Annotated in this window: 21 protein-coding genes and 1 tRNA gene; 8 read left to right on the plus strand and 14 right to left on the minus strand. The window is 73.7% G+C overall.

The window, feature by feature from the left end:
* Positions 1-122: 122 nt before the first annotated feature.
* Genes ehuA through ehuB form a run of 4 tightly spaced genes read right to left on the minus strand, consistent with a single transcriptional unit; the run spans position 123 to position 3,097 of the window.
* Positions 123-905 (minus strand): ectoine/hydroxyectoine ABC transporter ATP-binding protein EhuA, encoded by a 783-nt coding sequence (gene ehuA, locus ACIOC0_RS34905; protein WP_402159974.1) that lies wholly within the window; start codon positions 903-905, stop codon positions 123-125.
* Positions 895-1,545 carry an ectoine/hydroxyectoine ABC transporter permease subunit EhuD gene (gene ehuD / locus ACIOC0_RS34910; protein ID WP_130436608.1) on the minus strand — a complete coding sequence of 217 codons (651 nt, stop codon included), beginning with the start codon at positions 1,543-1,545 and terminating at the stop codon, positions 895-897. The genes ehuA and ehuD overlap by 11 nt, the downstream gene beginning before the upstream one ends.
* The gene (ehuC, locus tag ACIOC0_RS34915; RefSeq protein ID WP_402159977.1) at positions 1,542-2,186 is read right to left on the minus strand and encodes an ectoine/hydroxyectoine ABC transporter permease subunit EhuC; all 645 of its coding nucleotides are present in this window, start codon (positions 2,184-2,186) and stop codon (positions 1,542-1,544) included. Before ehuC ends, ehuD begins: the two co-directional genes overlap by 4 nt.
* The gene (gene ehuB / locus ACIOC0_RS34920; protein WP_402159980.1) at positions 2,183-3,097 is read right to left on the minus strand and encodes an ectoine/hydroxyectoine ABC transporter substrate-binding protein EhuB; all 915 of its coding nucleotides are present in this window, start codon (positions 3,095-3,097) and stop codon (positions 2,183-2,185) included. Before ehuB ends, ehuC begins: the two co-directional genes overlap by 4 nt.
* A 331-nt stretch (positions 3,098-3,428) precedes the next feature.
* Between ehuB and ACIOC0_RS34925 the strand changes: the two genes are divergently transcribed.
* Both ACIOC0_RS34925 and ACIOC0_RS34930 read left to right on the plus strand, forming a co-directional pair.
* Entirely contained in the window at positions 3,429-4,160 is a 732-nt protein-coding gene (locus ACIOC0_RS34925; RefSeq protein WP_402159983.1) for an aspartate/glutamate racemase family protein, read from the plus strand.
* A gap of 190 nt (positions 4,161-4,350) precedes the next feature.
* Entirely contained in the window at positions 4,351-5,424 is a 1,074-nt protein-coding gene (locus ACIOC0_RS34930) for an LLM class flavin-dependent oxidoreductase (RefSeq protein ID WP_402160274.1), read from the plus strand.
* On the opposite strand, the gene ACIOC0_RS34935 is transcribed toward ACIOC0_RS34930, so the two are convergent.
* The gene (locus tag ACIOC0_RS34935; protein ID WP_402159985.1) at positions 5,403-7,271 is read right to left on the minus strand and encodes a putative bifunctional diguanylate cyclase/phosphodiesterase; all 1,869 of its coding nucleotides are present in this window, start codon (positions 7,269-7,271) and stop codon (positions 5,403-5,405) included. The genes ACIOC0_RS34930 and ACIOC0_RS34935 overlap by 22 nt on opposite strands.
* Before the next feature lie 314 nt (positions 7,272-7,585).
* Here ACIOC0_RS34935 and ACIOC0_RS34940 point away from each other — a divergent pair, with 314 nt between their 5' ends.
* The gene (locus ACIOC0_RS34940) at positions 7,586-8,854 is read left to right on the plus strand and encodes a M6 family metalloprotease domain-containing protein (protein ID WP_402160276.1); all 1,269 of its coding nucleotides are present in this window, start codon (positions 7,586-7,588) and stop codon (positions 8,852-8,854) included.
* A gap of 88 nt (positions 8,855-8,942) precedes the next feature.
* On the opposite strand, the gene ACIOC0_RS34945 is transcribed toward ACIOC0_RS34940, so the two are convergent.
* The 7 genes from ACIOC0_RS34945 to ACIOC0_RS34975 all read right to left on the minus strand — a co-directional run bounded on the left by ACIOC0_RS34945 (position 8,943) and on the right by ACIOC0_RS34975 (position 15,298).
* Positions 8,943-9,016 (minus strand) — tRNA-Lys (locus ACIOC0_RS34945).
* Positions 9,007-9,639 carry a bifunctional DNA primase/polymerase gene (locus tag ACIOC0_RS34950; RefSeq protein ID WP_402159988.1) on the minus strand — a complete coding sequence of 211 codons (633 nt, stop codon included), beginning with the start codon at positions 9,637-9,639 and terminating at the stop codon, positions 9,007-9,009. The genes ACIOC0_RS34945 and ACIOC0_RS34950 overlap by 10 nt, the downstream gene beginning before the upstream one ends.
* A 142-nt stretch (positions 9,640-9,781) precedes the next feature.
* A complete protein-coding gene (locus tag ACIOC0_RS34955) occupies positions 9,782-10,150 on the minus strand; it encodes a hypothetical protein (protein WP_402159991.1) in 369 nt (122 codons plus the stop codon).
* A 178-nt stretch (positions 10,151-10,328) separates the two neighbouring features.
* Entirely contained in the window at positions 10,329-11,669 is a 1,341-nt protein-coding gene (locus tag ACIOC0_RS34960) for an AAA domain-containing protein (RefSeq protein WP_402159994.1), read from the minus strand.
* Positions 11,666-13,279, minus strand: coding sequence for a hypothetical protein (locus ACIOC0_RS34965; RefSeq protein WP_402159996.1), 1,614 nt, complete (start codon positions 13,277-13,279; stop codon positions 11,666-11,668). The genes ACIOC0_RS34960 and ACIOC0_RS34965 overlap by 4 nt, the downstream gene beginning before the upstream one ends.
* Complete coding sequence (locus ACIOC0_RS34970; RefSeq protein ID WP_402159999.1) at positions 13,270-14,391, minus strand: hypothetical protein; 1,122 nt, start codon at positions 14,389-14,391, stop codon at positions 13,270-13,272. Before ACIOC0_RS34970 ends, ACIOC0_RS34965 begins: the two co-directional genes overlap by 10 nt.
* The gene (locus ACIOC0_RS34975; protein ID WP_402160001.1) at positions 14,342-15,298 is read right to left on the minus strand and encodes a phosphatase PAP2 family protein; all 957 of its coding nucleotides are present in this window, start codon (positions 15,296-15,298) and stop codon (positions 14,342-14,344) included. Before ACIOC0_RS34975 ends, ACIOC0_RS34970 begins: the two co-directional genes overlap by 50 nt.
* A gap of 213 nt (positions 15,299-15,511) precedes the next feature.
* Here ACIOC0_RS34975 and ACIOC0_RS34980 point away from each other — a divergent pair, with 213 nt between their 5' ends.
* Positions 15,512-16,105, plus strand: coding sequence for a histidine phosphatase family protein (locus ACIOC0_RS34980; RefSeq protein ID WP_402160004.1), 594 nt, complete (start codon positions 15,512-15,514; stop codon positions 16,103-16,105).
* Positions 16,106-16,201: 96 nt separating this feature from the next.
* Here the strand turns inward: ACIOC0_RS34980 and ACIOC0_RS34985 are convergent, their stop codons facing one another.
* On the minus strand, positions 16,202-17,671 hold the full coding sequence (locus ACIOC0_RS34985; protein WP_402160007.1) for a tetratricopeptide repeat protein: 1,470 nt from the start codon (positions 17,669-17,671) through the stop codon (positions 16,202-16,204).
* Between the two features lie 297 nt (positions 17,672-17,968).
* Between ACIOC0_RS34985 and ACIOC0_RS34990 the strand changes: the two genes are divergently transcribed.
* Complete coding sequence (locus ACIOC0_RS34990; protein ID WP_402160010.1) at positions 17,969-18,361, plus strand: hypothetical protein; 393 nt, start codon at positions 17,969-17,971, stop codon at positions 18,359-18,361.
* Between the two features lie 31 nt (positions 18,362-18,392).
* Positions 18,393-19,259: a spermidine synthase gene (locus ACIOC0_RS34995; protein ID WP_402160013.1), complete on the plus strand. Its 867-nt coding sequence runs from the start codon at positions 18,393-18,395 to the stop codon at positions 19,257-19,259.
* A 22-nt stretch (positions 19,260-19,281) separates the two neighbouring features.
* Here the strand turns inward: ACIOC0_RS34995 and ACIOC0_RS35000 are convergent, their stop codons facing one another.
* Positions 19,282-19,854: a hypothetical protein gene (locus tag ACIOC0_RS35000; protein ID WP_402160016.1), complete on the minus strand. Its 573-nt coding sequence runs from the start codon at positions 19,852-19,854 to the stop codon at positions 19,282-19,284.
* A 142-nt stretch (positions 19,855-19,996) separates the two neighbouring features.
* Between ACIOC0_RS35000 and ACIOC0_RS35005 the strand changes: the two genes are divergently transcribed.
* Together ACIOC0_RS35005 and ACIOC0_RS35010 are read left to right on the plus strand one after the other, a co-directional pair.
* Positions 19,997-20,722, plus strand: coding sequence for a response regulator transcription factor (locus ACIOC0_RS35005; protein ID WP_402160018.1), 726 nt, complete (start codon positions 19,997-19,999; stop codon positions 20,720-20,722).
* Positions 20,719-22,116, plus strand: a complete 1,398-nt coding sequence (locus tag ACIOC0_RS35010) for a sensor histidine kinase (RefSeq protein ID WP_402160020.1) — start codon at positions 20,719-20,721, stop codon at positions 22,114-22,116. Before ACIOC0_RS35005 ends, ACIOC0_RS35010 begins: the two co-directional genes overlap by 4 nt.
* Positions 22,117-22,387 lie beyond the last annotated feature (271 nt).

The raw sequence follows: 22,387 nt of genomic DNA on the forward strand, positions 1-22,387 counted from the left end.
CGGTCGTTTTCCGGGCTGATCCTGACGGCGAATCAAGTCCACGATAACGGCCGAGGGGGCGGCGGGGAGGGGGTGTCGGCGAGAATCGTGGGCGGTCCCGCTCGCAGCACGTGCTCAGCCGGTCACAGGACGGCGCCGAGGAACTCCCTCGTGCGCTCCTGCTCCGGGGCGCTGAAGATCTTCTCCGGTGGACCGGACTCGATGACCCGGCCCGAGTCGAACATCAGGACCTGGTCGGAGATGTCCCGGGCGAAGTTCATCTCGTGGGTCACGCAGAGCATCGTGATGTCGGTGGAGCGGGCGATGTCCCGGAGCAGGTCGAGGACGCCGGCGACCAGCTCGGGGTCGAGCGCCGAGGTCACCTCGTCGAGCAGCAGGATCTGCGGCCGCATGGCCAGCGCCCGCGCGATCGCCACCCGCTGCTGCTGCCCGCCGGACAGCCGCGACGGCTTGGCGTCGCACTTGTCGGCGAGGCCCACCATGTCCAGCAGCTCGCGCGCCCGCTCCTCCGCCTCGTCCTTGGACAGGCCGAGCACGGTCACCGGGGCCTCGGTGAGGTTTCTCAGCACGCTCATGTTCGGGAACAGGTTGAACTGCTGGAACACCATCCCGATCTTCTTGCGGACCTCGCGGACCTGCTTCTCCGGAGCGGGGAAGAGGCGCTGTCCGTCGACGGTGATGGTGCCCTCGTCGGGCTTGGTCAGGGTCATCAGCAGCCGCAGGATCGTCGTCTTGCCGGACCCGGAGGGGCCGATCAGCGTGACGTGCTGGCCCGGCTTCACGGAGAAGTCCAGGTTGTCGAGGACGGTGTTGTCCCCGAACCGCTTGGTGACCTGCTCCAGGCGTATCAGCTCGGTGCTCTGCGGCACGGCGTCGGGTGTGGTCTTGCTGGTCTCAACGGACAAGGCGTCGCTCCAGGGTGCGCAGGAGGAGGGAGGCGAGATAGGAGATGACGATGAAGGCCACGCCGATCACCGTCAGCGGCTCGGTGAACTGGAAGTGCTCCTGGGAGAAGAGCCGGGCCCGGCCCAGCAGGTCCAGGACGGTGATCGTCATCAGCAGCGGGGTGTCCTTGAGCATCGCGATGACGTAGTTGCCCAGCGCCGGCACCACCCGGCGGACCGCCTGCGGCAGGATCACCGCGCGCCAGGTCCTCGTCCTCGGCAGGTTCAGCGCCGTCGCCGCCTCCCACTGGCCGACGGGCACCGCGTCGATGCCGGCCCGGTAGACCTGCATCGTGTACGTCGAGTAGTGCAGGCCGATCGCGAGGACGCCGGTGGCCAGCGCGGACAGGGTCACGCCCCACTCGGGCAGCACGTAGAAGAGGAAGAACAGCTGCACCAGCAGCGGGGTGTCGCGGACGAACTCCGTGACGACCCCCACCGGCCACTGCACCCATCGCGTCGGCGTCCGCATCAGCAGCGCCCACACCAGGCCCAGCGAGAAGGAGATCAGCGAGCCGAGGACCAGCGCCTGGAGGGTGACGAGCAGGCCGTCCCAGAACATCGGCATGAAGTCGGAGACGGCGCTCCAGTCCCAGTTCATCGGACACCCGCCTTCAGGTGGTGCTCGAGACCGCGCATCACCCGCGTCAGCAGGAAGGCGATGACGAAGTACAGGAGCAGGACGTACGTGTAGATCTCCGCGCTCTCCTGGAGCGCCAGGCGCACCAGGTTGCCGCTGAAGGCCAGGTCGCCCATGCCCATGACGGACACCAGGGCGGTGCCCTTGAGCAGCTCGATCAGCAGGTTGGAGAAGGGCGGGATCATCTCCGGCACCGCCTGCGGCAGCAGGATCTTGCGCATGCGCTGCCCGGGCGTGAAGCCGAGCGCGATGCCGCCCTCCGCCTGGGCGGGGTTGACGGCGCTGAGCGCGCCGCGGACGATCTCCGCGCCGTACGCGCCGTAGGTCAGGCCGAGCGCGAGCGTGCCCGCCCACATCGGCACCAGCTGCCAGCCGAAGGCGGGCGGCAGCACGAAGAACACCCAGAAGATCATGACGAGTGCCGACGTGCCGCGGAACACCTCGGTGTAGAAGCCCGCGAGGAAGCGGACGATCCACCGCCGGTGGTTGCGCGCGATCCCGACGGTGAACGACACGGCCGCCGCCAGCAGGGCGCTGAAGAACAGGAGTTGGACGGTCGTCCAGATCCCGCGCAGGACGAGGTCCCAGAGTCCGGCAGTCATCCTCGGCAGAGCTCCTTGGCCGTGAGGTCGGTCATCTCCGCCTCGGTGAACCCGAAGGGCTTCAGGATGCGCAGCAACTCGCCGCTCTTCTTCAGCTTGCGCAGCTCGACGTTGAAGGCGTCCCGCAGCTTCGTCTCGGTCTGCCGGAACGCGAACGCGCCGCCGTCCACGTGCGGTTTGCCGCCCACGATCGGCTTGAACGGCTTGGTCGCCTCCGCCTTGGCGGACTTCTTCACCACCTCACGGGTGGTCACGGCCGTCCCCGCGAACACGTCGACACGGCCCGCCTCGACGGCGTTCAGACCGGCCACCTGGTCCGGCACGATCAGGATGTCGCTCTCCTTGTACCCCGCCTCGACGGCGTACTGGATCTCCGCGTAACCGGTTCCCGTGGCGAACTTCGCCTTCTTCTCCACGACATCCCGATAACTGTGAAGATTCTTGGGATTTCCCTTCCGCACGATGAAGGAATCGAGCATCTGGTAGTCGGGGTCGGCGAATATCACCTGCCCGCAGCGTTCCGGTGTGACGTACATCCCGGCGGCCACGACATCGAACTGCTGGGAATTCAGTCCCGGAATGAGCGAACCGAACTCGGTGGGCACGGGCTGCACCTCGTCGACGCCCAGCCGCTTGAAGATCACCCGGGCCAACTCCGGCGCCTCGCCGGTCAGCCGGCCGTCCTTGCCGATGTACCCGAAGGGGATCTCACCGGCGATCCCGAGCCGTACGACCCCCTGGGCGCGCAGCCGTTCCAGCAGGTCACCGCCGGGTTCGCTGGAGGCCTTGGCCACGCGTGAGCAGCCCGCGGCGCCCAGCGCGCCGAGCGCCGCCACCCCCGCGAGCAGCGACCGGCGGCTGGTGCCCGTCGACCGTGGGCTTTGTCTGACATACCTGTTCGGTGGAGCCATGGCGGCGCGGCTACCCGGGACGACGCGACTTATGCGGACCGGATTCGCGTTATGTGCCCGCGCTGTTCGGTGAATACGTCCACCGATGGCCGGCCCGGCGCGGGCGAATCGGGTTGTGTCCCCGACGAGTTCGCGAATCCGGCACGGCTGCGGCCGGTGGGCGTCCGCGGTCTCGGCGGCCGACCCCGGCGATCCCGGCCGAAGCGGCCCCGATGTGGGCGGCGCGGCGACGATTGGGTACCCGGTCGAGGGGGCCCGATGCGGCCCCGCCGGACGAGGGGGCGCGGCAGCGGCCCCCCGTACGGCCGGAAGAACCGCAGGAAGGCTGGTCATGACCGCACTCGGACTCCTCTACCCGGGCCACTTCGCCGAGGACGACTACTCCCGCATCGAGCAGCTCCTGGGCAGTGACGTCCGGGTGGACCTGGTCCACACGGACGGCGGCGAGGACGCCCACCGCGTCGAGGTGCTGCGGCAGATCGGCACGCCGGAGCGGCTGGCGAAGGGCGTCGAGCAGCTGCGGCTGTCCGGCGCGGAGGCCGTCGTGTGGGCGTGCACCAGCGGCGGCTTCGTGCACGGCTGGGAGGGCGCGCAGGAGCAGGTTCGCTCGCTGGCCGTGGCGGCGGGGCTGCCGGCCTCCTCGACGTCCTTCGCCTTCGTGCACGCGGCCAAGGAGATGGGCGCCGCCAGGGTCGCGGTGGGCGCGCCCTACCCGGAGGACGTGGCCGGGCTGTTCGCCGAGTTCATGCGGACCGGCGGCATCGAGGTGAGCGCGGTGCACAGCTCCGGGAGCGTCACGGCCGCCGAGGTCGGCACGTGGGGCGAGGCCGAGGTCCTCGCGCTGGCCCGCGCCGCCGACACCCCCGACGCGGACGCGGTGCTCCTCCCCGACACCGCCCTGCACACGGCCGCCCATCTGCCCGCCCTGGAGAAGGAGCTCGGCAAACCGGTCCTCACCGCCAACCAGGTCACCGTCTGGGAGGGGCTGCGCCTGGCCGACCGCCGTGTCAACGCGCCGGGCCTGGGCGCGCTGTTCACCCGGGAGCCGATCGTGCAGGTGTGAGCCCGCGCACGCTCGCGGCGCGCGGGACGAGGAATAAGCGGGGACAGCCTCCTGTTAGCCGGTCGAGGACAGCGCACGCCGAATTCAGGAGGAACCCGTGGCGGCAGACGAGACGCCGGCAGGCCCCGAGCCGGAGCGGACGCCGGGAGGGACGTCCACGCCGGCGGACGAGCGACGGGCGGCCGACGGGATCCGGGGGGAGGCGTACGGCACCGCCCCCACGCCGCTGTCCGTGCTGGACCTGGTCACCGTCGGCTCCGGCCGCACCGCCGGCGACGCGCTGCGCACCAGCGTCGAGCTCGCCCGGCTCGCCGAGTCCCGCGGCTTCCACCGCTACTGGGTGGCCGAGCACCACTCCATGCCGGGCGTCGCCTCCTCCTCGCCGGCCGTGATCCTCGCGCATCTCGCCGCCCACACCGACCGCATCCGGCTCGGCTCGGGCGGTGTGATGCTGCCCAACCACGCCCCGCTGGTGATCGCCGAGCAGTTCGGCACCCTGGAGGCCCTCGCCCCGGGCCGTGTCGACCTGGGCCTGGGCCGGGCCCCCGGCACCGACGGCGCCACCGCGGCCGCCCTGCGCCGCACCGACCGGCCGCACGAGGGCGCCGACGACTTCCCCGAGCAGCTCTCCGAGCTCACCCGCTTCCTCGACGACGACTTCCCCGACGGCCACCCCTACCGCCGGGTGCACGCCGTGCCCGGACCGGTGCAGGCGACCTCGCCCGGCGGGGTGCAGTCCCGCCACCGCCCGCCGATCTGGCTGCTGGGCTCCTCCGGGTTCAGCGCCCGCCTGGCCGGGCTGCTGGGCCTGCCCTTCGCCTTCGCCCACCACTTCTCGGCGCAGAACACCGTTCCGGCGCTCGACCTGTACCGGGAGTCCTTCCGGCCGTCCGCGGCCCTCGACGCGCCGTACGCCGTCATCGGGGTCTCCGTGCTCGCCGCCGACGACGAGCGCGAGGCCCGCCGTCAGGTGCGGGCCACGGGCCTGAACATGGTCCGGCTGCGCAGCGGCCGTCCCGGCCTGTTCCCCTCCCCCGAGGAGGCCGAGGCGTACGAATACAGCCCGCTGGAGCAGGAGTTCGTCGACTCCTGGACGGCGAACATCGTCCACGGCACCGCCGAGGAGGTCCGCTCCGGTCTCGACCACCTCCACAAGCGCACCGGCGCCGACGAGTTGATGCTCACCAGCCACGCCCACCGCGGCGATCTGCGCCTGCGTTCCTACGAACTCGTCGCCGACGCCTACGGGTTGCCGACCGCGTAGGAGGTGCTCTCCAGCAGCTCCGAGATGCGGTCCGGCGTCACCGGGCGGGAGTACAGCCAGCCCTGCCCGGTGTCGCAGCCGATGCTGCGCAGCCGGGTGGCCTGCGCGGAGGTCTCCACGCACTCGGCGGTGACGGTCAGCCCGAGCCGGTGGGCGAGGGCGATCATCGCCTCGACGACGACCTCGTCGGCCGGGTTCGGCGGGGCGTCCGGCCCCTCGTGCTGGAAGCCGCGCACGAACGAGCCGTCCAGCTTCAGCACCGACACCGGCAGCCGGCTCAGATAGGCGAGGTTGGAGTAGCCGGTGCCGAAGTCGTCGATGGCGATGTTCACGCCCATGTCGCTGAGGGCCTGGAGGGTCTGCAACGGCTGCCCCGCCGAGCCCATCACCGCCGACTCGGTCAGCTCCAGCTGGAGCAGCCGCGGGGAGAGCCCGGTCTCCGCGAGGATCCGCGCCACGTCCGCGACCAGGTCGGAGTCCCACACCTGCCGGACCGCCACGTTGACGCTGACGAACAGCGGCGGCTCGTCGGGGTGGTCCGTCTGCCAGCGGCGGGCCTGCCGGCAGGCGGTGTCCAGCACCCAGCGGCCGAGCGGCACGATCGAGCCGTCCTCCTCGGCCAGCGCGACGAACCGATTCGGCGGCAGCGGGCCGAACCGCGGATGGTCCCACCGCACCAGCGCCTCCACCCCGCGCAGCCGTCCGTCCGCCATGCCCACCAGCGGCTGGTACTCCAGCCGGAACTCGCCGCGCTCGATGGCGGGCCGCAGCGTTGAGGCCAGCGCCTGGCGGGTCATCAGATGGGCGTTGCGCTCGGGGTCGAACAGCGTCCAGCGGTCCTTGCCGTCGACCTTCGCCCAGTACAGCGTGGTGTCGGCGGCCTGCATCAGGCCGGTGGCGGTGGTACCGGCCGCGTGCCGTTCGACGACCCCGATGGACGCGGACACGTTCAGCCGCTGCCCGGACAGGTCGAACGGCGCCTGGAGCGCCTTGAGCGCCGACTCGGCGAGGTCGGCGACCTGTTCGGTGCCGGTGGAGTCCGCCACCAGCAGCGCGAACTCGTCCCCGCCGAGCCGGGCCACCAGCGGCACGCTCGGCCGGGTGCGCCCCGCCTCCTCGGCGCAGGCGGTGAGCCGCTCGGCGACGGCGGCCAGGAGCCGGTCGCCGACCCGGTGGCCGAGAGTGTCGTTGACCGCCTTGAACCCGTCGATGTCCAGGTAGCACAGCCCGATCCGGCCGGTGCCCCGCTCGTTGTGGACCTCCGCCTCCAGCGCGGCCGTGACCCGCTCGAAGAACAGCGTGCGGTTGGGCAGCCGGGTGACCGGGTCGTGCATCTGGAGGTGGCGCAGCCGGGCCTGGAGGTCGTGGTGGGCGCTGATGTCGGTGACGGAGAGCAGGAGGCCGTCGCCGTCCTCGTCGAGGGGCGTGAGGGTGATCTGCGTCCACAGCGTTCGGCCGTCCGGCTGCTTCAGCCGGCGGGTGCAGCGCAGTTCGGCCCGGCGGCCGCACAGCACCTCGCGGTAGGCGTGCCGGGTGCTGCCGTCGGCGGCCAGCTCCAGCAGATCGGCGGCCGGCCGCCCGGTCAGGGGTTCGCTCCCGCCACCGAGCAGCAGGGCGAACGCCTCGTTGGCGTCGGCGATCAGGCCCGCACGGTCGACGACGGCCATGGCGAGGGGCGCCGCCGCGAACACGGAACGGTAGGCGGAGCGGCCGCGACGGACCGCGGGCGGGCCACCGCCGGCGCCGTCCAGGGGCTCGCCACCTGGAGATGCAGGGGTATCACTCTCTGTGGCGGCGGACCGGTCGAGGTCTGCCGCGGGCGTCGGCCCTTCGGACGTTCCGCTCACCGCTCGCTCCCGCAGTGCACTCGATCTCTGTCCGCGCAGGAAAGTGTGCCGATCATAGAGGCTGCCCACGGACGCGCGCAGCCACTGCCCAGTGTCCCGGAACAACCGGTGCTTCTGACAGATCGTTTCTGCCCGCACCCGGCCCGGTTCCGTAGATCGCCGACCGCTTGTGACGTTCCGTGAGTGTTCCGGGGTGTCGGTGCCGACGTCCTGGTTCCGTCCTCTCACTCGTCCGGGGCAGAAAAACAGGGCGTAGTACAACAAATCCACACAGGCTGGGTGCGGTGTCCCGTGAACCGTTCCCGGAGGTCTCCGTGCCGCGTACGCTCTCGCGTCCCCGACTGCGCAGCACCGCGGCCCTGTTCACCACCCTCACGGCGTTCGCCTCGTGCTGCATCGTCAGCGCCCGCCCGACCGAGCCGTACGCGGCGGCGCCCTGCGCTCTCAAGCGCACCGCCGCCCACCACTCGGAGGGCCTGGACACCTGGAACGCCTCCTATCCGCGGCCGGCCCGCGGGCTGGACGCCGTGATGGTCTTCCTGTCGTTCCCGGACTTCAAGCCGGTGAACTCCCCGGCCGAGCTGGCCGCCGACCACTTCCCGGCCACCAGCGACTACTTCCGCCGGGCGTCCTACGGCAGGTTCAGTCTGCGCCCGCATTCGCTCCGGCGCTGGGTCCGGATGCCGAAGCCGTCCACCGCGTACGCCATACGGCGTGACTGGGCCGCGAAGGACCGGTCCGCCTATCTGCGCGACGCGCTCGCCGCCTCCGACGCCCAGGTGGACTTCTCCCGCTACGACGTCGTCTACTTCGTCGCCGACCCGGACGCGCCCGGGGTCGACTCGGACGCCACCAAGGTCGTCAACCTGCGCACCCCGCTGCGGGCCGACGGGGCCGACCTGCGCCGGGTCGTCACCGTGTTCGAACGGCATCCACCGGACCGGCTGGTTCTCGCCCATGAGACCGGCCATGTCTTCGACCTGCCCGACCTCTACCGCCGGCCCGCCGACGGCAAGGGCGACTGGGACACCCATGTGGGTGACTGGGACCTGATGGGCAGCCAGTTCGGACTGGCCCCGGACCTGTTCGCCTGGCACAAGTGGAAGCTTGGCTGGCTCGACCCGCGGCAGGTGGTGTGCGTACGGGGCGGGGAGCGGGCCCGGCTGACGCTGGAGCCGCTCGGCGCCGGGCCGGGCATGCCGATGACGCTGTCGACGGGGTCGACGGCGTTCGGGCTGGGCGGTGGCGTGAAACTCGCCGTCGTGCGCACCGGCGCCGACAGCGTGCTCGCCTTCGAGGCGCGCGGCCCCGTCGGCAACGACCGCTCGGCCTGCCGTGCGGGCGTCCTCGTCTACCGCGTCCGCAGCGGCGAGGAGTCCGGGCGCGGCCCGGTCGAGGTGGTCGACGCCCACCCCGGCACCGAGGCCTGCTGGGAGAACTCCGTCTACCCGCCCCTCGCCGACGCCCCGGTCTCCCTGGGCGAGACCTTCACCGTGCCGGGGGAGGACGTACGGGTCCAGGTGCGGGGGCGGACCATGGCGGGGGCGTGGACGGTGGACATCACCACGGGGCGACGGGTGTGAAGGGTGCGCCTGCGGGACGGCTCGACGGGGCGCGCATGACGACGGCGGGGCCGGTCACTGTGTGAACCGGCCCCGCCGTCGATTGTCGTGCGCCGCCAGGGACTCGAACCCCGGACCCGCTGATTAAGAGTCAGCTGCTCTAACCAACTGAGCTAGCGGCGCCTGCTGACGTCGTAGACCTTAGCATCCTGGTCGGCGGGGTGAGAAATCGATATCCGCACAGCTGACCGGGCCGCCCGCACGGCCGCCCAGAGCAGGATCTCGGGGCCCGGAAGCCACGGATGGCGGGTGTCCGGGGCGACCATCCAGCGGGTGGAGGTGTCCCCCGGGGAGGCGAGCGGCGCCGGCACGGTGACCGCGTCCCCGTTGCCGTGGCACAGGAGCGGCGGGACCGTGCCCGTACGGCCGTCCGGGCGGCCGTCGGCGCTCCACTCCTCCCACTCCAGCAGCGAGGGCAGCCGCTGGGCCGTGCCCGGTGCGGCGAACAGCAGCGTCCGCCCGCGGAACGCGGCCACCGGCCCGGAGCCCGGCCCCTCGCCCCACAGTCGGTCCAGCATCAGCCGGCCGAACATCACGGGCGCGCTCACCACGTCGAAGACGGGGCCGCAGGGCAGGACGACCGGGGCGTGCGGCCGCTCCTCCCACAGGGCGAGCGTGCTGCGCGGGTAGGCGCCGGCGGAGGCCAGCCAGGCGGCGCCGTCCGCCGTGACGGCGGCGACGCCCGACTGACCGGCGTGACCGGTGAGGGGGGCGGGAGAGGCGGAGGCGTCCCAAGCGCTGCTCATGCCTGATGTCTACCGGGGGTGAGGCTATGATCGCCCTGGGTTGCGGGAATCCGGGACGGGAGCGGGCGGGAGGCGGTATCTTGCCCGCGAGTTGCCCGCCTGGCATATGCCGTGCCTTCACTCGTGGTGTGCGCCGGTGGTGTCAGACGGGATCGACGTGTCCCCGGCCCTCTACGTCCCCCCGCAGCAGGCCCTGGCCGAACTCGACCATCTTCTTCGCGTAGTCCTCGGTCCACTCCGCCCGCGCGGCGATGTCCGCCGGGGTGATCCGGTCGAACCGGCGCGGGTCGGCGAGCTGCGCCGCGGCCATCGCCTGGAACTCCAGCGCCCGGTCCGCCGCCGCCTGGAACGCCACCGTCAGCTCCGTCGCACGGGTGAGCAGCGCGCCCGGGTCGTCGATCGACTCCAGGTCGAAGAAGTGCTCGGGATCGCCTGCGGCCTCCGCGGGCTCGAAGAGCAGGGGCGCGGGGCGTAGCCGCGGTTCGTTCCGACGCGGCGTGGGCTCCGCCATGTCTGGTCCTCCTCCTACGGTCGGGATGGCGCCACTGGTGAGCGGACCACCTTCCATTGTCCCCCGCTCGCACAAGGGGGCCTGAGCCCCGACCCTTCAAGGCCCCCGCTCCCCGCGTTGTTCCCTACCCACCCCGAGGCCCCCTGACGACGCCGAGAGCCACCCGACCGGGCACCGGTCAGGGGCGCCATCGCACGCGGTGTTCTGCGAGGTGGGAGAGCACGGCGTGGTTCGCCTCCCAGCCGTCCGGGAAGCGGACCAGCGTGCCGAGTTGGACCGGTTCCGTCGACGGGTAGTCGTCCAGGAGGTCGCTCACGCCCTCGCGGCAGACCACCACGCACGCGTGGCGGTGGCGGGAGGCCAGGACGCAGAGGCGGCCCGTCTCCAGGTGGAAGGCGGTGGCGTCGGGGCGGCCGGAGAGCGGGTGCAGGATCACCGTGACGTCGTACTCCCGGCCCTGGAGCCGGTTCGCCGTGTCGACGGTGACGCCCGCGGCGCCCAGCTCGGTGAGCGCCGCGCGGATAGCGGCCGCCTGGTCGCGGTGGGCGGTGCCGACGGCGATCCGGTCGGCGGTCAGCGGTGCGGGCGCCTCCGAGCTCTCGGAGGTCGCCGCGCCGCCCCGGTCCAGCAGACGGCGCACGACCGCGGCCACCGCCCGCACCGCCTCCGGGTCCGTGCGGGGCGTGCGCCGCGCGGGCAGCTCCAGCAGCCCCCAGCCGGACCGCGCCGCCTCGTCGATCACCCGGTCCGGGCCGGAGCCGTCCGACGGCACGGCGAAGGACAGCCGCCGGTCGCCGTGGCCGGTGCCGCTGCGGAACGGCGTGTACGGGTAGAAGGCGTCGGAGACCAAGGGCGCCGCCGACGCCGGGAGCCGCCAGGACACCGGCAGCCGGTGCTGCGGCAGCTCCGGGTTGTGCGCCAGCAGCGTCGACACCGCCGACGCCGACGGGTCGTAGGACAGGCCCGCCCACTGCTCGGCGCCGACGATCGCGAACGGGTCCAGCTGCCCCGGGTCGCCCACGAACAGCGCCCGCTCGAACAGCCCGGCCACGGCCAGCAGCCCGTCCGAACGCATCTGGTAGGCCTCGTCCACGATGGCGTGCGGCCACGGCTCGTCGACCTTCACATGCGCCCACTTCGCCGCCGTGGACAGCACCACGGGCAGACCGGAGAGCTCGCCCGCCTTCGCCGACGTCCTCACGTTCGGCAGGGCGTCCAGCGCCTTGTCGTAGGCGTCGGCGTCGCTGCTGTGCAGCCGGCCCACCGGTAGCTCGGGGTTCTTCGCGGCGAGCCTCAGCACCAGGTCGTCGACCTGCGCGTTGGTCTGCGCCACCACCATCAACGGGCGTCCCGCGTCGGCGAGTTCGAGCGCCGCGCGGACGACGAGGGTGGACTTGCCCGCGCCGGGCGGGGAGTCCACGACGACGCCGCGCGCGGTGCCGTGCAGGGTGTCGCGGAGGATCGCGTCGGTGGCGCGCGCGGCGGCCGTACCGGGGTCGAGGGCGGTGTCGGTCGTCACAGGAGGTCCTCCCGGGTGACGGAGTCGGGTGCTTCGGGGGCCTGTTCACCGGGCGGCCCGCCATGCGTCCACGGCGTCTCCTCCGGGTCGGGCAGCTTCGCACCGCCGCGCTGCTCGTGCTCGAAGAGCGTGAAGCAGACCCGGTCGCCCTTCTCGGGCACCGACCCCGGCTCGGGTTCCCTGCCGCGCCCCATCTTGTCGACGATCCGCAGCACGAGCAGCTCCACGCCGTCCCGCGCCCCGTCGTCCCCTTCCTCACGGCCCGCGAACTCCGCGGTCTGCGGCTTGCCGCCCAGGGAGCGGTACACCTTCGCCCGCTCGGCGAGATACGGCCGGTCGTCCGTGCGGACCGTGACCAGCGGGCGGGGGCTCGGCCGCTTGCTCTCGCTGTACGCCATGACGACGTCGACGACCTCGCCCGCGAACGCCTCCCCGACCAGCCGCCGTCCTGCCATCACCAGCGGGTCGTCGAGCGCCTCCTGCGCCTCCAGCCGGGCCTGCTCACGCTCACGTGCGGCGAGCTTGCCGGCCGCGGTGACGGCGTCGTCGCGGCGGGGTTGCGGGGGCTCGCCGGTCACGACCCGGTCGCGGTGGCCGGTGAACGACCAGCGGTCGCGCGTCCAGCGCTCCTCGACATGCGCCCCCTCGGGCAGCGTCCGCAGCAGGTCCAGGCCGCGCCACACCGCGTCCCAGGTGGGTCGCGTCCGGCTCTCCACCAGGTCGCGGATCTCCCGCTCGGCGGCGGACAGCGCGCCCAGCCGCTCGTCGGCCTCCACGCCGTCCTCGGCGGCGGCCAGGGCGACACGCGCCCGGTCGTAGCGCTCGACGGCGGGGGCGAGCAGCCTGTTGTCGAACGCCGGGTCGGTCGCCGGACCGGCCGGCGGGCACAGCAGCTGACCCTGCGCGTCACGCGCGAGTTCGGCGCGCAGCGCGGCCTCGGCGCCCGTGGCGTCCCCGGGCGGGTCGATCCAGGCGAGCAGCGCCCCGAGGTGCTGGTCCTCCAGGCTGGACTGCCCCGTGGCCCAGTGCCGGCCGAGCACCTCGGTCACGGCCAGCAGCAGCGAGGAGCCGGGCACCCGGGCCCGCTCCGCGTAGTGCGTCAGCCACCGGCCGAGCAGCGGCACGCGCGGGGGCGCGGGATACGGCGTCTCCGGGTCCTGCTCCGCCGTACGCCGGAACCGCATGGAACGGCCCAGGAGCCGTACGAACTCGACGCCGGCGCGGCTCGGCACGATCAGCTGGGGCGCGTCGGCGCACAGGTCGACCTCGACCTTGACCCGCTTGCCGCTCTCCGGGTCGGTCTCGGTGCGCTCGGCCGCCTCCACGACGTCGGCGTAGGAGTCGACGTACGGCAGGACGACGTCGGCGAGTTCGGCGAGGAAGGCGAACCTCTGGTCGCGGTCGCGCGGCTGGGGCACGACCAGCAGGCGCGGCGCGTCCCGGTCGGTGCCGACGAGCGCGCCCAGCGGGGCGCCGGCCTCGCCGGCGGTGGTCAGCGGCACGAACACCAGCGGCCGCGGGGACAGATGCCGGTGGCGGACGGTCGCGGCGGGCTGGGCCCGACCGGTGGCGACGGCCTCGAGCCGGGCGAGGGTCGTGATCAGCGACACATCGCCTCCAGCGCCTCGCCGCGCAGCCGCGCCGCCCGCCGCAGGGCGGCGACCGCCGGGTCGTCGGGATCGCCGGCCTCCCCGCGCGCGGCCGCCAGCACGTCCTCGACGGTGGTCAGCGCGCCCAGTTCGGCGCGGACCGGCCGGCCCAGAGTCGTCACCGCGCCGGCCTCGCGGGAGCGGCCGCGGCAGTGGAACGCCAGCTCGCACGCGGACAGGCACTCGGGCGCGTACGTCGCCGGGACCGACTCGACGGCGGCCAGGAGTTGGTCGGCGGGCAGCTCCGGGGAGAAGCAGGTGCCCTCCGGGAGGGCGTCGGCGATGTCCTCGATGCGGGTGAGCCGGGCCAGCTGGCGGCGCGTGACCGCGCGCTGCTTGCGGACGTCCACGGCGGAGGCGGTGGGCAGGTTGGAGAAGTCCTTCGGGCACACCAGGAGCACCCGGTGGCGCACGGGCGGCGCGGGGTCGAGCCGGGCGGCGACCCGCTCCAGCGCCAGCACGTACACCGCGGCCTGCCGGGCCGCCGCGCCGACCTTCGCCGGGTCCGCCGAACCGTCCAGCATCGGGAACGACTTGATCTCCACGACGGTCCAGCTGCCGTCGGGGTGCACCACGACGGCGTCCGGCTCCAGGAACGCGGGGGAGCCGGCGACGTCGAGCGCGAGCATCGGATGGTCCAGGAGCGTCCACGTCCCGGCCGCGGCGGTGGCCTCGCGCAGGGCCAGCGCCGTCCGCGCGGTGCGGCCCTCGGGGCCGACCGCCGTCAGGTCGGGCACGCTCGCCCCGGCGGGGGGCTCGGCGTGCGGGTCCAGCCTCTCGTGCACCAGGCGCAGCAGCTCGGTGCCGCCGTCCGCCTTCACCTTCGCCTCGAAGGCGTTGCCGCGCGTGAGGGCGAACTGCGACTGGCCGAAGGCCGACGGCGAGCCCAGCGCGCTCGCCAGCGCCGTCTTGTTCACCCCGGCGCCGTCGAGGATGGCGCGCCGGCTGCATCCCGGGTTCGCGGCGAGCGCCGCGAGGGCACGGGCGTCCAGCGCCTTGGCCGGTACGTCGGGGCCGCGCAGCTCAGCGAGCCGCCGCCGCAGCGCCGTCCCCCGCGTCCGAGGGGGAGGCACCTGGTTCGGCTCCGCTCCCGGACCGTGACTCGCGCTGCCGTGGAATTCGCTCACCCGTGGAAGTCTGGCATCCGCCACTGACAATCGGGGCGGGGGTGGCGACAGAGGCCGCAGTCGGGGCGAGCTCGGTGCGCGTCGCGCGCCACTGGCGGACCCGCTCGGCGCGGCGCAGCACCAGCGGCGTCACCAGCAGGCCGACCCCCATCACGGCCGCGCCCGCGACCGCGTCGAGGAAGTAGTGGTTCGCGGTGCCCATCACCACGATCGTGGTCACCAGCGGGTAGACGACGGCCGCCGTCCTCGCCAGCCGGGTGCGGCCGTGCCGCCACAGCATCACCCCGCACCACAGCGCCCAGCCGACGTGCAGGCTCGGCATGGCCGCGTACTGGTTGGTCATGCTGCCCATGCCGCGCGGGGCGCTCGCCGCGCCGCCCCACCAGCCCCACGAGCTGTACTGCGCCATCGTGTCGACGAAGCCGTGCTCCGCCGAGAGCAGACGGGGCGGGCAGGTGGGCAGCAGCGTGAAGCCGATCAGGCCTATGAGGGTCGACGCCATCAGCCAGGTGCGGGCTGCGCGGTAGTGCAGGGCGCGCGAGCGGAACAGCCAGACGAGGATCGCCGGCGTCACCACGTAGTGCAGCGACGCGTACCAGAAGTCGGCGGGTATGCCGATCCACGCCTGGTCCGTGAAGAGGCGGTTGAGCGGGTGCTCGGCGTTGATGCGGAGGAACTTCTCCACGCGCAGGATGGCCAGGCCGTGGTCGACGGCCGTGGAGACGTCTCCGCGGGCGAGCAGACGGCCCGCCGTGTAGCAGGCGTACACCACCAGGATCAGCGGCAGCTCGGTCCACCAGCGCAGCCGGGTCCGCGGGATAGCCCCGGTGTCCGGTGTCTCGGTCTGCGGCATCCGATGCCTCCCCCTTCTCGTCGCTGCCGCGCCGGTGGCACGGAGGTGCCACTGTACGGCGTGTGCTCGCGCCCCCTGCAAAGGACGTCCCCGGCCCTCATAGACGCCGGGGCCGCCCGTCGGGTTGCCCACACCCAGGGTGAGCGATGATGGAGGGACTTCGCCGCCGCTTCGTCCCCTGGATTTCCCAGGGTTGTCCCGGAAAGGTCCCCCATGGCACCGCGCATCCTGCTGGCCCGGCACGGACAGACCGAGTGGTCGCTGTCCGGCAAGCACACCGGCAGGACCGACGTGCCCCTGCTGGAGGAGGGCCGCCGGGGCGCGAAGCTGCTGGGCGAGCGGCTGCGGCGGGCGCCGTTCGACGGGCTGCCCGACGTCGAGGTCCGCACCAGCCCGCTGGCACGCGCGCGGGAGACGTGCGAGATCGCGGGCTTCGGCGAGCGGGCCGAGCGGTGGGACACGCTGATGGAGTGGGACTACGGGGCGTACGAGGGGCTGGCCCCCGACGACATCCAGGCGCTGCGGCCGGGCTGGCTCATCTGGCGGGACGGGGTGCCGGACGGGGAGTCCCTCGCGGAGGTCACGGCGCGGGCGGACGAGGTGGTGGCGTGGGCGCGCTCGGCCGAGCGGGATGTGCTGGTGTTCGCGCACGGGCACATACTGCGGTCGATCGGGGCGCGGTGGCTGGGACTGCCGTTGTCCTTCGCCGGGCGGATACGGCTGAACCCGACGTCGCTGTCGGTCCTGGGATGGGCTTACGGGGAGCCGGCGATCGAGAGCTGGAACGACGTGGGGCACTTGGCGTGAAGGGGAGTTCGCGCAGGGAGCCTGCCCCCGGGCGCCTGGCTTGAAGACCAGGCGCCCCCTGCCGGGCGGGTGCCCGGGTGCCGTGTCACGCCCGCCTCACGCCGGCGTCACTCCGCGCGGTGTCGACGCGTGCTTCTCCAGGAAGTCCGACACTCCCGAGGCGCGGCGGTGGGGGAGGAGCACCCTGGCTGTGCCGGCGAGCATGGTCTGGATGCGTGAGGACTGCACCTGGTTCAGCAGGTTCAGGACGCGCAGGCCCGCCACCGCGGCCTCGTCGGGTCGGCCCCCCCGCGCGAGGTCGTCCGCCAACTCGGCCGTGTACAGGGCGATGTTCCGGGTGAAGTGCGGATCCTGGAGGTCCGCCGCCCGGCGCGCGTGGCGTGCGGCGCGCGGCCAGTCGCCCAGCGTCGACCAGCACTGCGCCTCCAGCCCTTCCAGCTCGGCCTCGCCGTAGAACGACATCCACTCGGGGTCGGCGTCCGTGCCGCCCCGCGCGTAGAGAGCCTGGGCGCGGGCGAGGGCCTGCTCGCAGCCGGTGCGGTCGGCGAGCCCCGCCCAGCCGCCCGCCTCGCGCAGCGCGAGCAGGGACATCAGCCGGGGTGAGCCGAGCGGGCGGGCGACGCGCTGCGCGGCCTGGGCGGCCCGCACCGCCTCACGCGGGCGGCCCGCGTCGCGCGCGAGGAAGGCGGTGTTGCAGAAGGCGTGCGCCTCCAGCGCGTGGTCGCCGGTCATCCGGGCGGTGGCGAGAGCCTCGGCGTAGTGGGACCGGGCGTCGTCGAAGCGGCCTGAGTCGTGCGCCAGCCAGCCGACGGAGATGGCGAGTTCGCCGGCGCCCGAGTGGAGCCGGTCGACGGTGGCCTGCCGGGTCGCCCCGGCGTCCAGCAGCGCGTAGGCGGCGCGCAGCGGAGTCGCGGCGCGCCGGTAGAGACCGTCCGCGCCGTGCCGGTCGTCCAGCAGCCGGATCCTGCGGACCGCTTCTTCGAGGGCGCCGGCATGGCTGCTCGAGGCGCGGCGGACGGGACGCTCCGGGGCGGGCACCTCCAGGGCGAACCCGAGCGGGCCCAGCGAGGCGGCGGCCACCGTGGCGCCTCCGCCGGTCATGAATGCGCGACGCAGCACGTCGCTCTCCTCGTGGTCGTGGTGCGTGTCGTACGGGTCCTGCGTGTCATACGGCTCGTACGTCCGGCGCGTCTCACCGGCGCCCGGCGCGTCCGTGGAGGAACGCGTCGGGCGGCCGGGGTACGCAAGGGGCGCTTCCTCCTCCATGCGCGCCCCCCGCCCGCGTACGGACGAACGGGGTGCGAACCCCAGGTCGGTGAGTGTGCGGCCGGGGAACATGTGCAGGAACACCCGCTCGTAGGCGTAGTTGGGACAGCGGATCTCCCCCGCCTCGACCCGGCCGATGTAGCGCGCGTCGCAACTGACCCGCTCGCCGATCTCGCGCGCGGCCCGCCGAACCAGCGCGGCGAACTCGGCCGGCGAGCGCTGTCCGCGCAGTCGCCGGAAGGCGAGGTTGGGTCGTTGGGGCCGGTCGGGCCGTGATGGGGGCACCGTCGACGACGCCATGGCCGGGTCCTCTCGTGCGAACCGTCCAACCATGCCGGGCGCGGGGCGAGCCGATCGATCGTCCGAGGTGATCACCCTGTTGTCCGGCGGCAAGAACGTACCTGCTGTGACCGGACCGCCACGCGGTGTTTGGCCACAAACCGGATATCTCCTACGAGATCTGCCATGAACTGCCATCCTTTGCGGCGGACTTCCGCCGTAGCCCTTGACGGGCGTGACGCGTTGAGCCCTGTGGACCGGGAGCCGCCCGACTCCCGCGCCGCTCGCCGAAGGAGGGGTTCAGTGGTGGAGGCCGGGATGCAGACCAGCCGGAACGTCGACGTCGAGTGCAGTGAGCCGCAGCCGGGGTGTGACGTGGTCACCGTCCCCACGCGGCAGGGGCTGGAGGCCGTGGACATCCTGCGCAGGCGGGGTCCGGGAGACGCGGTGGGACCCGTGCTGCACGACGACGGGGGCGGGACGCTCGGCTTCGTGGTGCCCGCGGGCACGGCGGCCGCCTGGGACGTGCCGGGCAGCACCTGTACGGAGACGGACGGCCGCGGGCTGCGGCTGCCCCCCGAGCCGCCGGTCGAGGGCGCGGACTGGCTGGTCCCGCCCGGCGAGGCGGACCTCGCGACGGATCCGGCGGTGCTGCGAAGAGCGCTGGGCGAGGCGGCCCGCGTCATCGAGGCGGCGGACAACTGCCGCTGAGGCCCGGCACCGCACCTGCGAGAATGCCCTCATGGCACGGTCCCGCACCTCTCGTCGCGAGCGCGACGCCGAAGCCGTCGTCGAACCCGTGGACGGCGGGCAGGCCCGGCTGGTGGCGGACCGGGACCGCGCGCGGGCCTGGACGCTGCTGATCGACGGGGCGCCGCAGTCGCACGTCGACCTCGACGACCCGACGTACCTGTCCTTCGAGTACCAGCGCCGCCTCGGCCACGTCCTCGACCTCGCCGCGCCGCCGGGCAAGCCCCTGCACGTGGTGCACCTCGGCGGTGGCGCCTTCACCCTCGCCCGGTACGTCGCCGCCTCCCGCCCCCGCTCCACCCAGCAGGTCGTCGAACGCGACGCGCGTCTCGTCCAACTGGTCCGGCGTGAACTGCCGTTGGACCCCGGGGCGCGGATCAGGGTCAGGTCGGCCGACGCCCGTGAAGGACTCGGCAAGGTACCCGACGGATGGGCCGACGTGGTCATGGCCGACGTGTTCAGCGGGGCCCGCACGCCCGCGCACCTGACGTCCGGCGAGTTCCTCGACGGGGTCCGCAGGGCGCTGAAGCCCGGCGGGCTCTACGCCGCCAACGTCGCCGACGGCCCCCCGCTGGCCCATCTGCGCGGCCAGATAGCCACCGCGGCCGCCCGCTTCCGTGAACTCGCCCTGGTCGCCGACCCGGCCGTGCTGCGCGGCAGACGGTTCGGCAACGCCGTCCTTGTCGCCTGCGACCTGCCCCTGCCGGTCGCCGAGCTGACCCGCCGGGCCGCCTCCGACCCGCACCCCGGCCGCGTCGAACACGGCAGGCAGCTCCTCGACTTCACCGGCGGAGCCGCACCGGTCACGGACGCCTCGGCCGTGGCGTCACCGGCCCCGCCGCCCTCGGTCTTCGAGTAGAAGTCCGATCACGCACCGGAGTTCAGTAGGTGTTGACGTCCACCCGGGGCGGCCCGTCGTGCCAGGTGCAGAACACCGTGACCCGGTCCGCGCCCGAGGCGAAGTCCACCCGGATCCAGGACTGCGTCTTCCACACCTGCATGGACCAGCCCGCGCTCGGCGTCGCCGAGACGAGCGACGCGGACATCGTGCCGAGGTCGAGGACCACCCGGCCGCCCTCGGTGTCATAGCTCTTGACCTCGCCTGACGAGCCGGTCCCGCCGGGGGCCGCCGCCCTGGAAGCGCCCGAGGCGGACGTGCCCGAGCCGGACGGGACGGAGGGTGACGGAGGCGGCGCCGACGAGGTGTCCGGCGTGCGGCTCGGCCGTGCCGGGGACGGGTCGGCGGAAGGGGAGGACGAGGGGCCGCTCGTCACGGACCCCGGCGGCTCGCTCGCCCCGGCCCGCCCGGTCGCCTCACCCGCCGTCAGCGGCAGTGCGCGCGGCGGGTCGTAGGCCGTTCCGGCCATCACCGTGTGGACGCCCCACCACGACAGCGTGACCGCCGCGCCCGTGGCGAGCGACCACGCGAGCAGGTGTACGAGTCCGCTGCGCATCGCGGCCATCTTGCCCCACACGCCCCACGGGTGTCGCACGGATGTGCGCCCGCACCGCATGAACACCTCACCGGTTGTCCCCATGCGACGAGTTGTCCACAGGCCCGAACCGGGCTCGCCGGCATGGCGTAGGTTGCCGCGCATGGCAAGTGTGCTCGTGGTCGAGGACGACCAGTTCGTGCGTTCGGCGCTGATCCGGCACCTGACCGACGCCTCGCACCTCGTGCGCAGCGTCGGGACGGCGCTGGAGGCGCTGCGCGAGGTCGCCCATTTCCGCTTCGACGTGGTCGTCCTGGACCTCGGACTGCCGGACCTGGACGGCTCCGAGGCCCTGAAGATGCTGCGCGGCATCACCGACGTGCCGGTCATCATCGCCACCGCCCGCGACGACGAGACGGAGATCGTCCGGCTGCTGAACGCCGGGGCGGACGACTACCTCACCAAGCCCTTCTCGGTGGAGCACCTCTCCGCACGGATGGCAGCCGTCCTGCGCCGGTCCCGGCCCGGGGCGGGATCGGCCCCGCCGGCCGCGGTGCTGCGAGTCGGCGGACTGACGGTCGATCCGCTGCGCCGCCAGGCGGAGTTGGACGGGGCGCGGCTGGACCTCACCCGCCGCGAGTTCGACCTGCTCGCCTTCCTCGCCGGCCGGCCCGGCGTCGTCGTGCCCCGCCGTGAACTGCTCGCCGAGGTCTGGCAGCAGTCCTACGGCGACGACCAGACCATCGACGTCCATCTGTCCTGGCTGCGCCGCAAACTGGGCGAGACGGCGGCCCGCCCGCGCTACCTGCACACCCTGCGCGGCGTCGGCGTGAAGCTGGAACCGCCCGCGGCCCAGGACGCACCGCAGGACCCCGGGGGGCCGCCGTGAGGTGGGCTCTGGTCAAGGTCTGTCTGGCGGTCACAGCCATGGTCGTGATCGCCTTCGCCGTCCCGCTCGGACTGGTCATCAAGGAGATGGCCCGCGACCGCGCCTTCTCCAACGCCGAGCGGGAGGCCGCCGTCGTGGTCCCCGCGCTGTCCATCACCACCGACCGGGGCGAATTGGAGCGGGTCGTGGCCTCCGCCGGCTCCGGCGACGACATGGCGGTGCACCTGCCGGCGGGCGAGGGCCGCCCGGCCGCCCGCCTGGGCCGCCCGCGTGCCGCCGGCTCCGACGTCGAGGCCGTGCGCGCCCTGGGCCGCGCCTCCACCGTCGGCGTGCCCGGAGGTTCCGTGCTGCTTCAGCCCGTGGCGCTGGGCCTGGGCACCGTGGTGATCGAGGTGTACGTCCCCGAGGCCGAGGTCAGCAACGGCGTCGCCACGGCGTGGGCGGTGCTGGCCGGGGTGGGCGTCGCGCTGATCGTCGGCTCGGTCGCCGTCGCCGACCGACTGGGCGTGCGGATGGTGCGACCGGCCCAGCGACTGGCCCAGGGCGCGCACGAACTGGGGGAGGGCAAGCTCGGGGCGCGTGTGCCCGAGGAGGGGCCGACCGAACTGCGGCTGGCGGCGGTCGCGTTCAACTCCATGGCCGGCCAGGTCGTACAACTCCTGGCGAACGAGAGAGAGTTGGCGGCAGACCTGTCCCACCGGCTGCGGACGCCGCTGACCGTGCTGCGGCTCAACGCGGCCTCCCTCGGTGACTCCCCGGCCGCCGAGCAGACCCGGGCCGCGGTCGCCCAGCTGGAGCGGGAGGTCGACACGATCATCCGCACCGCGCGCGAGGCCAGGCCGCAGACTGCCGCCGCCGGCCCGGGCGCCGGCTGCGACGCGGCCGAGGTCGTGCGGGAGCGGATGGCGTTCTGGTCCGCCCTCGCGGAGGACGAGGACCGCACCGTGCGGGTGGCCGGGGTGGACCGGCCGGTGCGCATCCCCGTGGCCCGCGCCGACCTGGCGGCGGCGCTGGACGCGCTGCTCGGCAACGTCTTCCGGCACACCCCGGAGGGCACCGCCTTGGCCGTCGACGTGCATGACGCCGAGGACGCGGTGATCGTGCTGGTGTCGGACGCCGGCCCCGGCATACCCGACCCCGAGGCGGCGATGGCGCGCGGCCGGGGCTCCGGGAACGCGGGCTCGACCGGGCTCGGGCTGGACATCGTGCGCCGGCTCGCGGAGTCCACCGGCGGGGACGTGCGGATCGGGTCCTCGGTGCTGGGCGGGACCGAGGTGCGCGTCCGGCTCCAGCTGAGCGGGCACGAGCCGCCGCGCCGGGGACACCGCGGAGCGGTGCGCAGACGCCGCGCGGGCCGCCCGCGCCGCCCGGGATCGGTCTTCCCCCGCACGTGACCTGCCCCGTCGCGGATCTCACACCGGGCGAAACGGGCCGAGTCGGGTCGATCACGGTTCGACAACCGGCGCTCTCATCTCTGACGCGTGCCGGGAAACGGGGCTGTCGTGCGCAGGGCGCGGCGCACCCCCCCCGGTGGGCCCCCCCCCCCCCCCCCCCCCCCCCCCCCCGGGGGGCGGGGGGGCCCCCCCCCCGGGGGGGGGCCCCCCCCCCCCCCCCCCGCCCCCGCGGCCCCCCCCGGGGGGGCGCCGCGGGGCCCGGCCCGCCCCC

Source organism: Streptomyces sp. NPDC088254 (assembly GCF_044740925.1).
GTDB lineage: Bacteria > Actinomycetota > Actinomycetes > Streptomycetales > Streptomycetaceae > Streptomyces.

Bases quoted from the DNA above. Each gene is read 5' to 3' on its own strand.
- ACIOC0_RS34950 (WP_402159988.1), bottom strand. From the start codon at position 9,639: ATGAGCAGCGCTTGGGACGCCTCCGCCTCTCCCGCCCCCCTCACCGGT.
- ACIOC0_RS34990 (WP_402160010.1), top strand. From the start codon at position 17,969: ATGCAGACCAGCCGGAACGTCGACGTCGAGTGCAGTGAGCCGCAGCCG.
- ACIOC0_RS34995 (WP_402160013.1), top strand. From the start codon at position 18,393: ATGGCACGGTCCCGCACCTCTCGTCGCGAGCGCGACGCCGAAGCCGTC.
- ACIOC0_RS35000 (WP_402160016.1), bottom strand. From the start codon at position 19,854: ATGCGCAGCGGACTCGTACACCTGCTCGCGTGGTCGCTCGCCACGGGC.
- ACIOC0_RS34980 (WP_402160004.1), top strand. From the start codon at position 15,512: ATGGCACCGCGCATCCTGCTGGCCCGGCACGGACAGACCGAGTGGTCG.
- ACIOC0_RS35005 (WP_402160018.1), top strand. From the start codon at position 19,997: ATGGCAAGTGTGCTCGTGGTCGAGGACGACCAGTTCGTGCGTTCGGCG.
- ehuB (WP_402159980.1), bottom strand. From the start codon at position 3,097: ATGGCTCCACCGAACAGGTATGTCAGACAAAGCCCACGGTCGACGGGC.
- ACIOC0_RS34955 (WP_402159991.1), bottom strand. From the start codon at position 10,150: ATGGCGGAGCCCACGCCGCGTCGGAACGAACCGCGGCTACGCCCCGCG.
- ACIOC0_RS34975 (WP_402160001.1), bottom strand. From the start codon at position 15,298: ATGCCGCAGACCGAGACACCGGACACCGGGGCTATCCCGCGGACCCGG.
- ehuD (WP_130436608.1), bottom strand. From the start codon at position 1,545: ATGAACTGGGACTGGAGCGCCGTCTCCGACTTCATGCCGATGTTCTGG.
- ACIOC0_RS34985 (WP_402160007.1), bottom strand. From the start codon at position 17,671: ATGGCGTCGTCGACGGTGCCCCCATCACGGCCCGACCGGCCCCAACGA.
- ehuC (WP_402159977.1), bottom strand. From the start codon at position 2,186: ATGACTGCCGGACTCTGGGACCTCGTCCTGCGCGGGATCTGGACGACC.
- ACIOC0_RS34925 (WP_402159983.1), top strand. From the start codon at position 3,429: ATGACCGCACTCGGACTCCTCTACCCGGGCCACTTCGCCGAGGACGAC.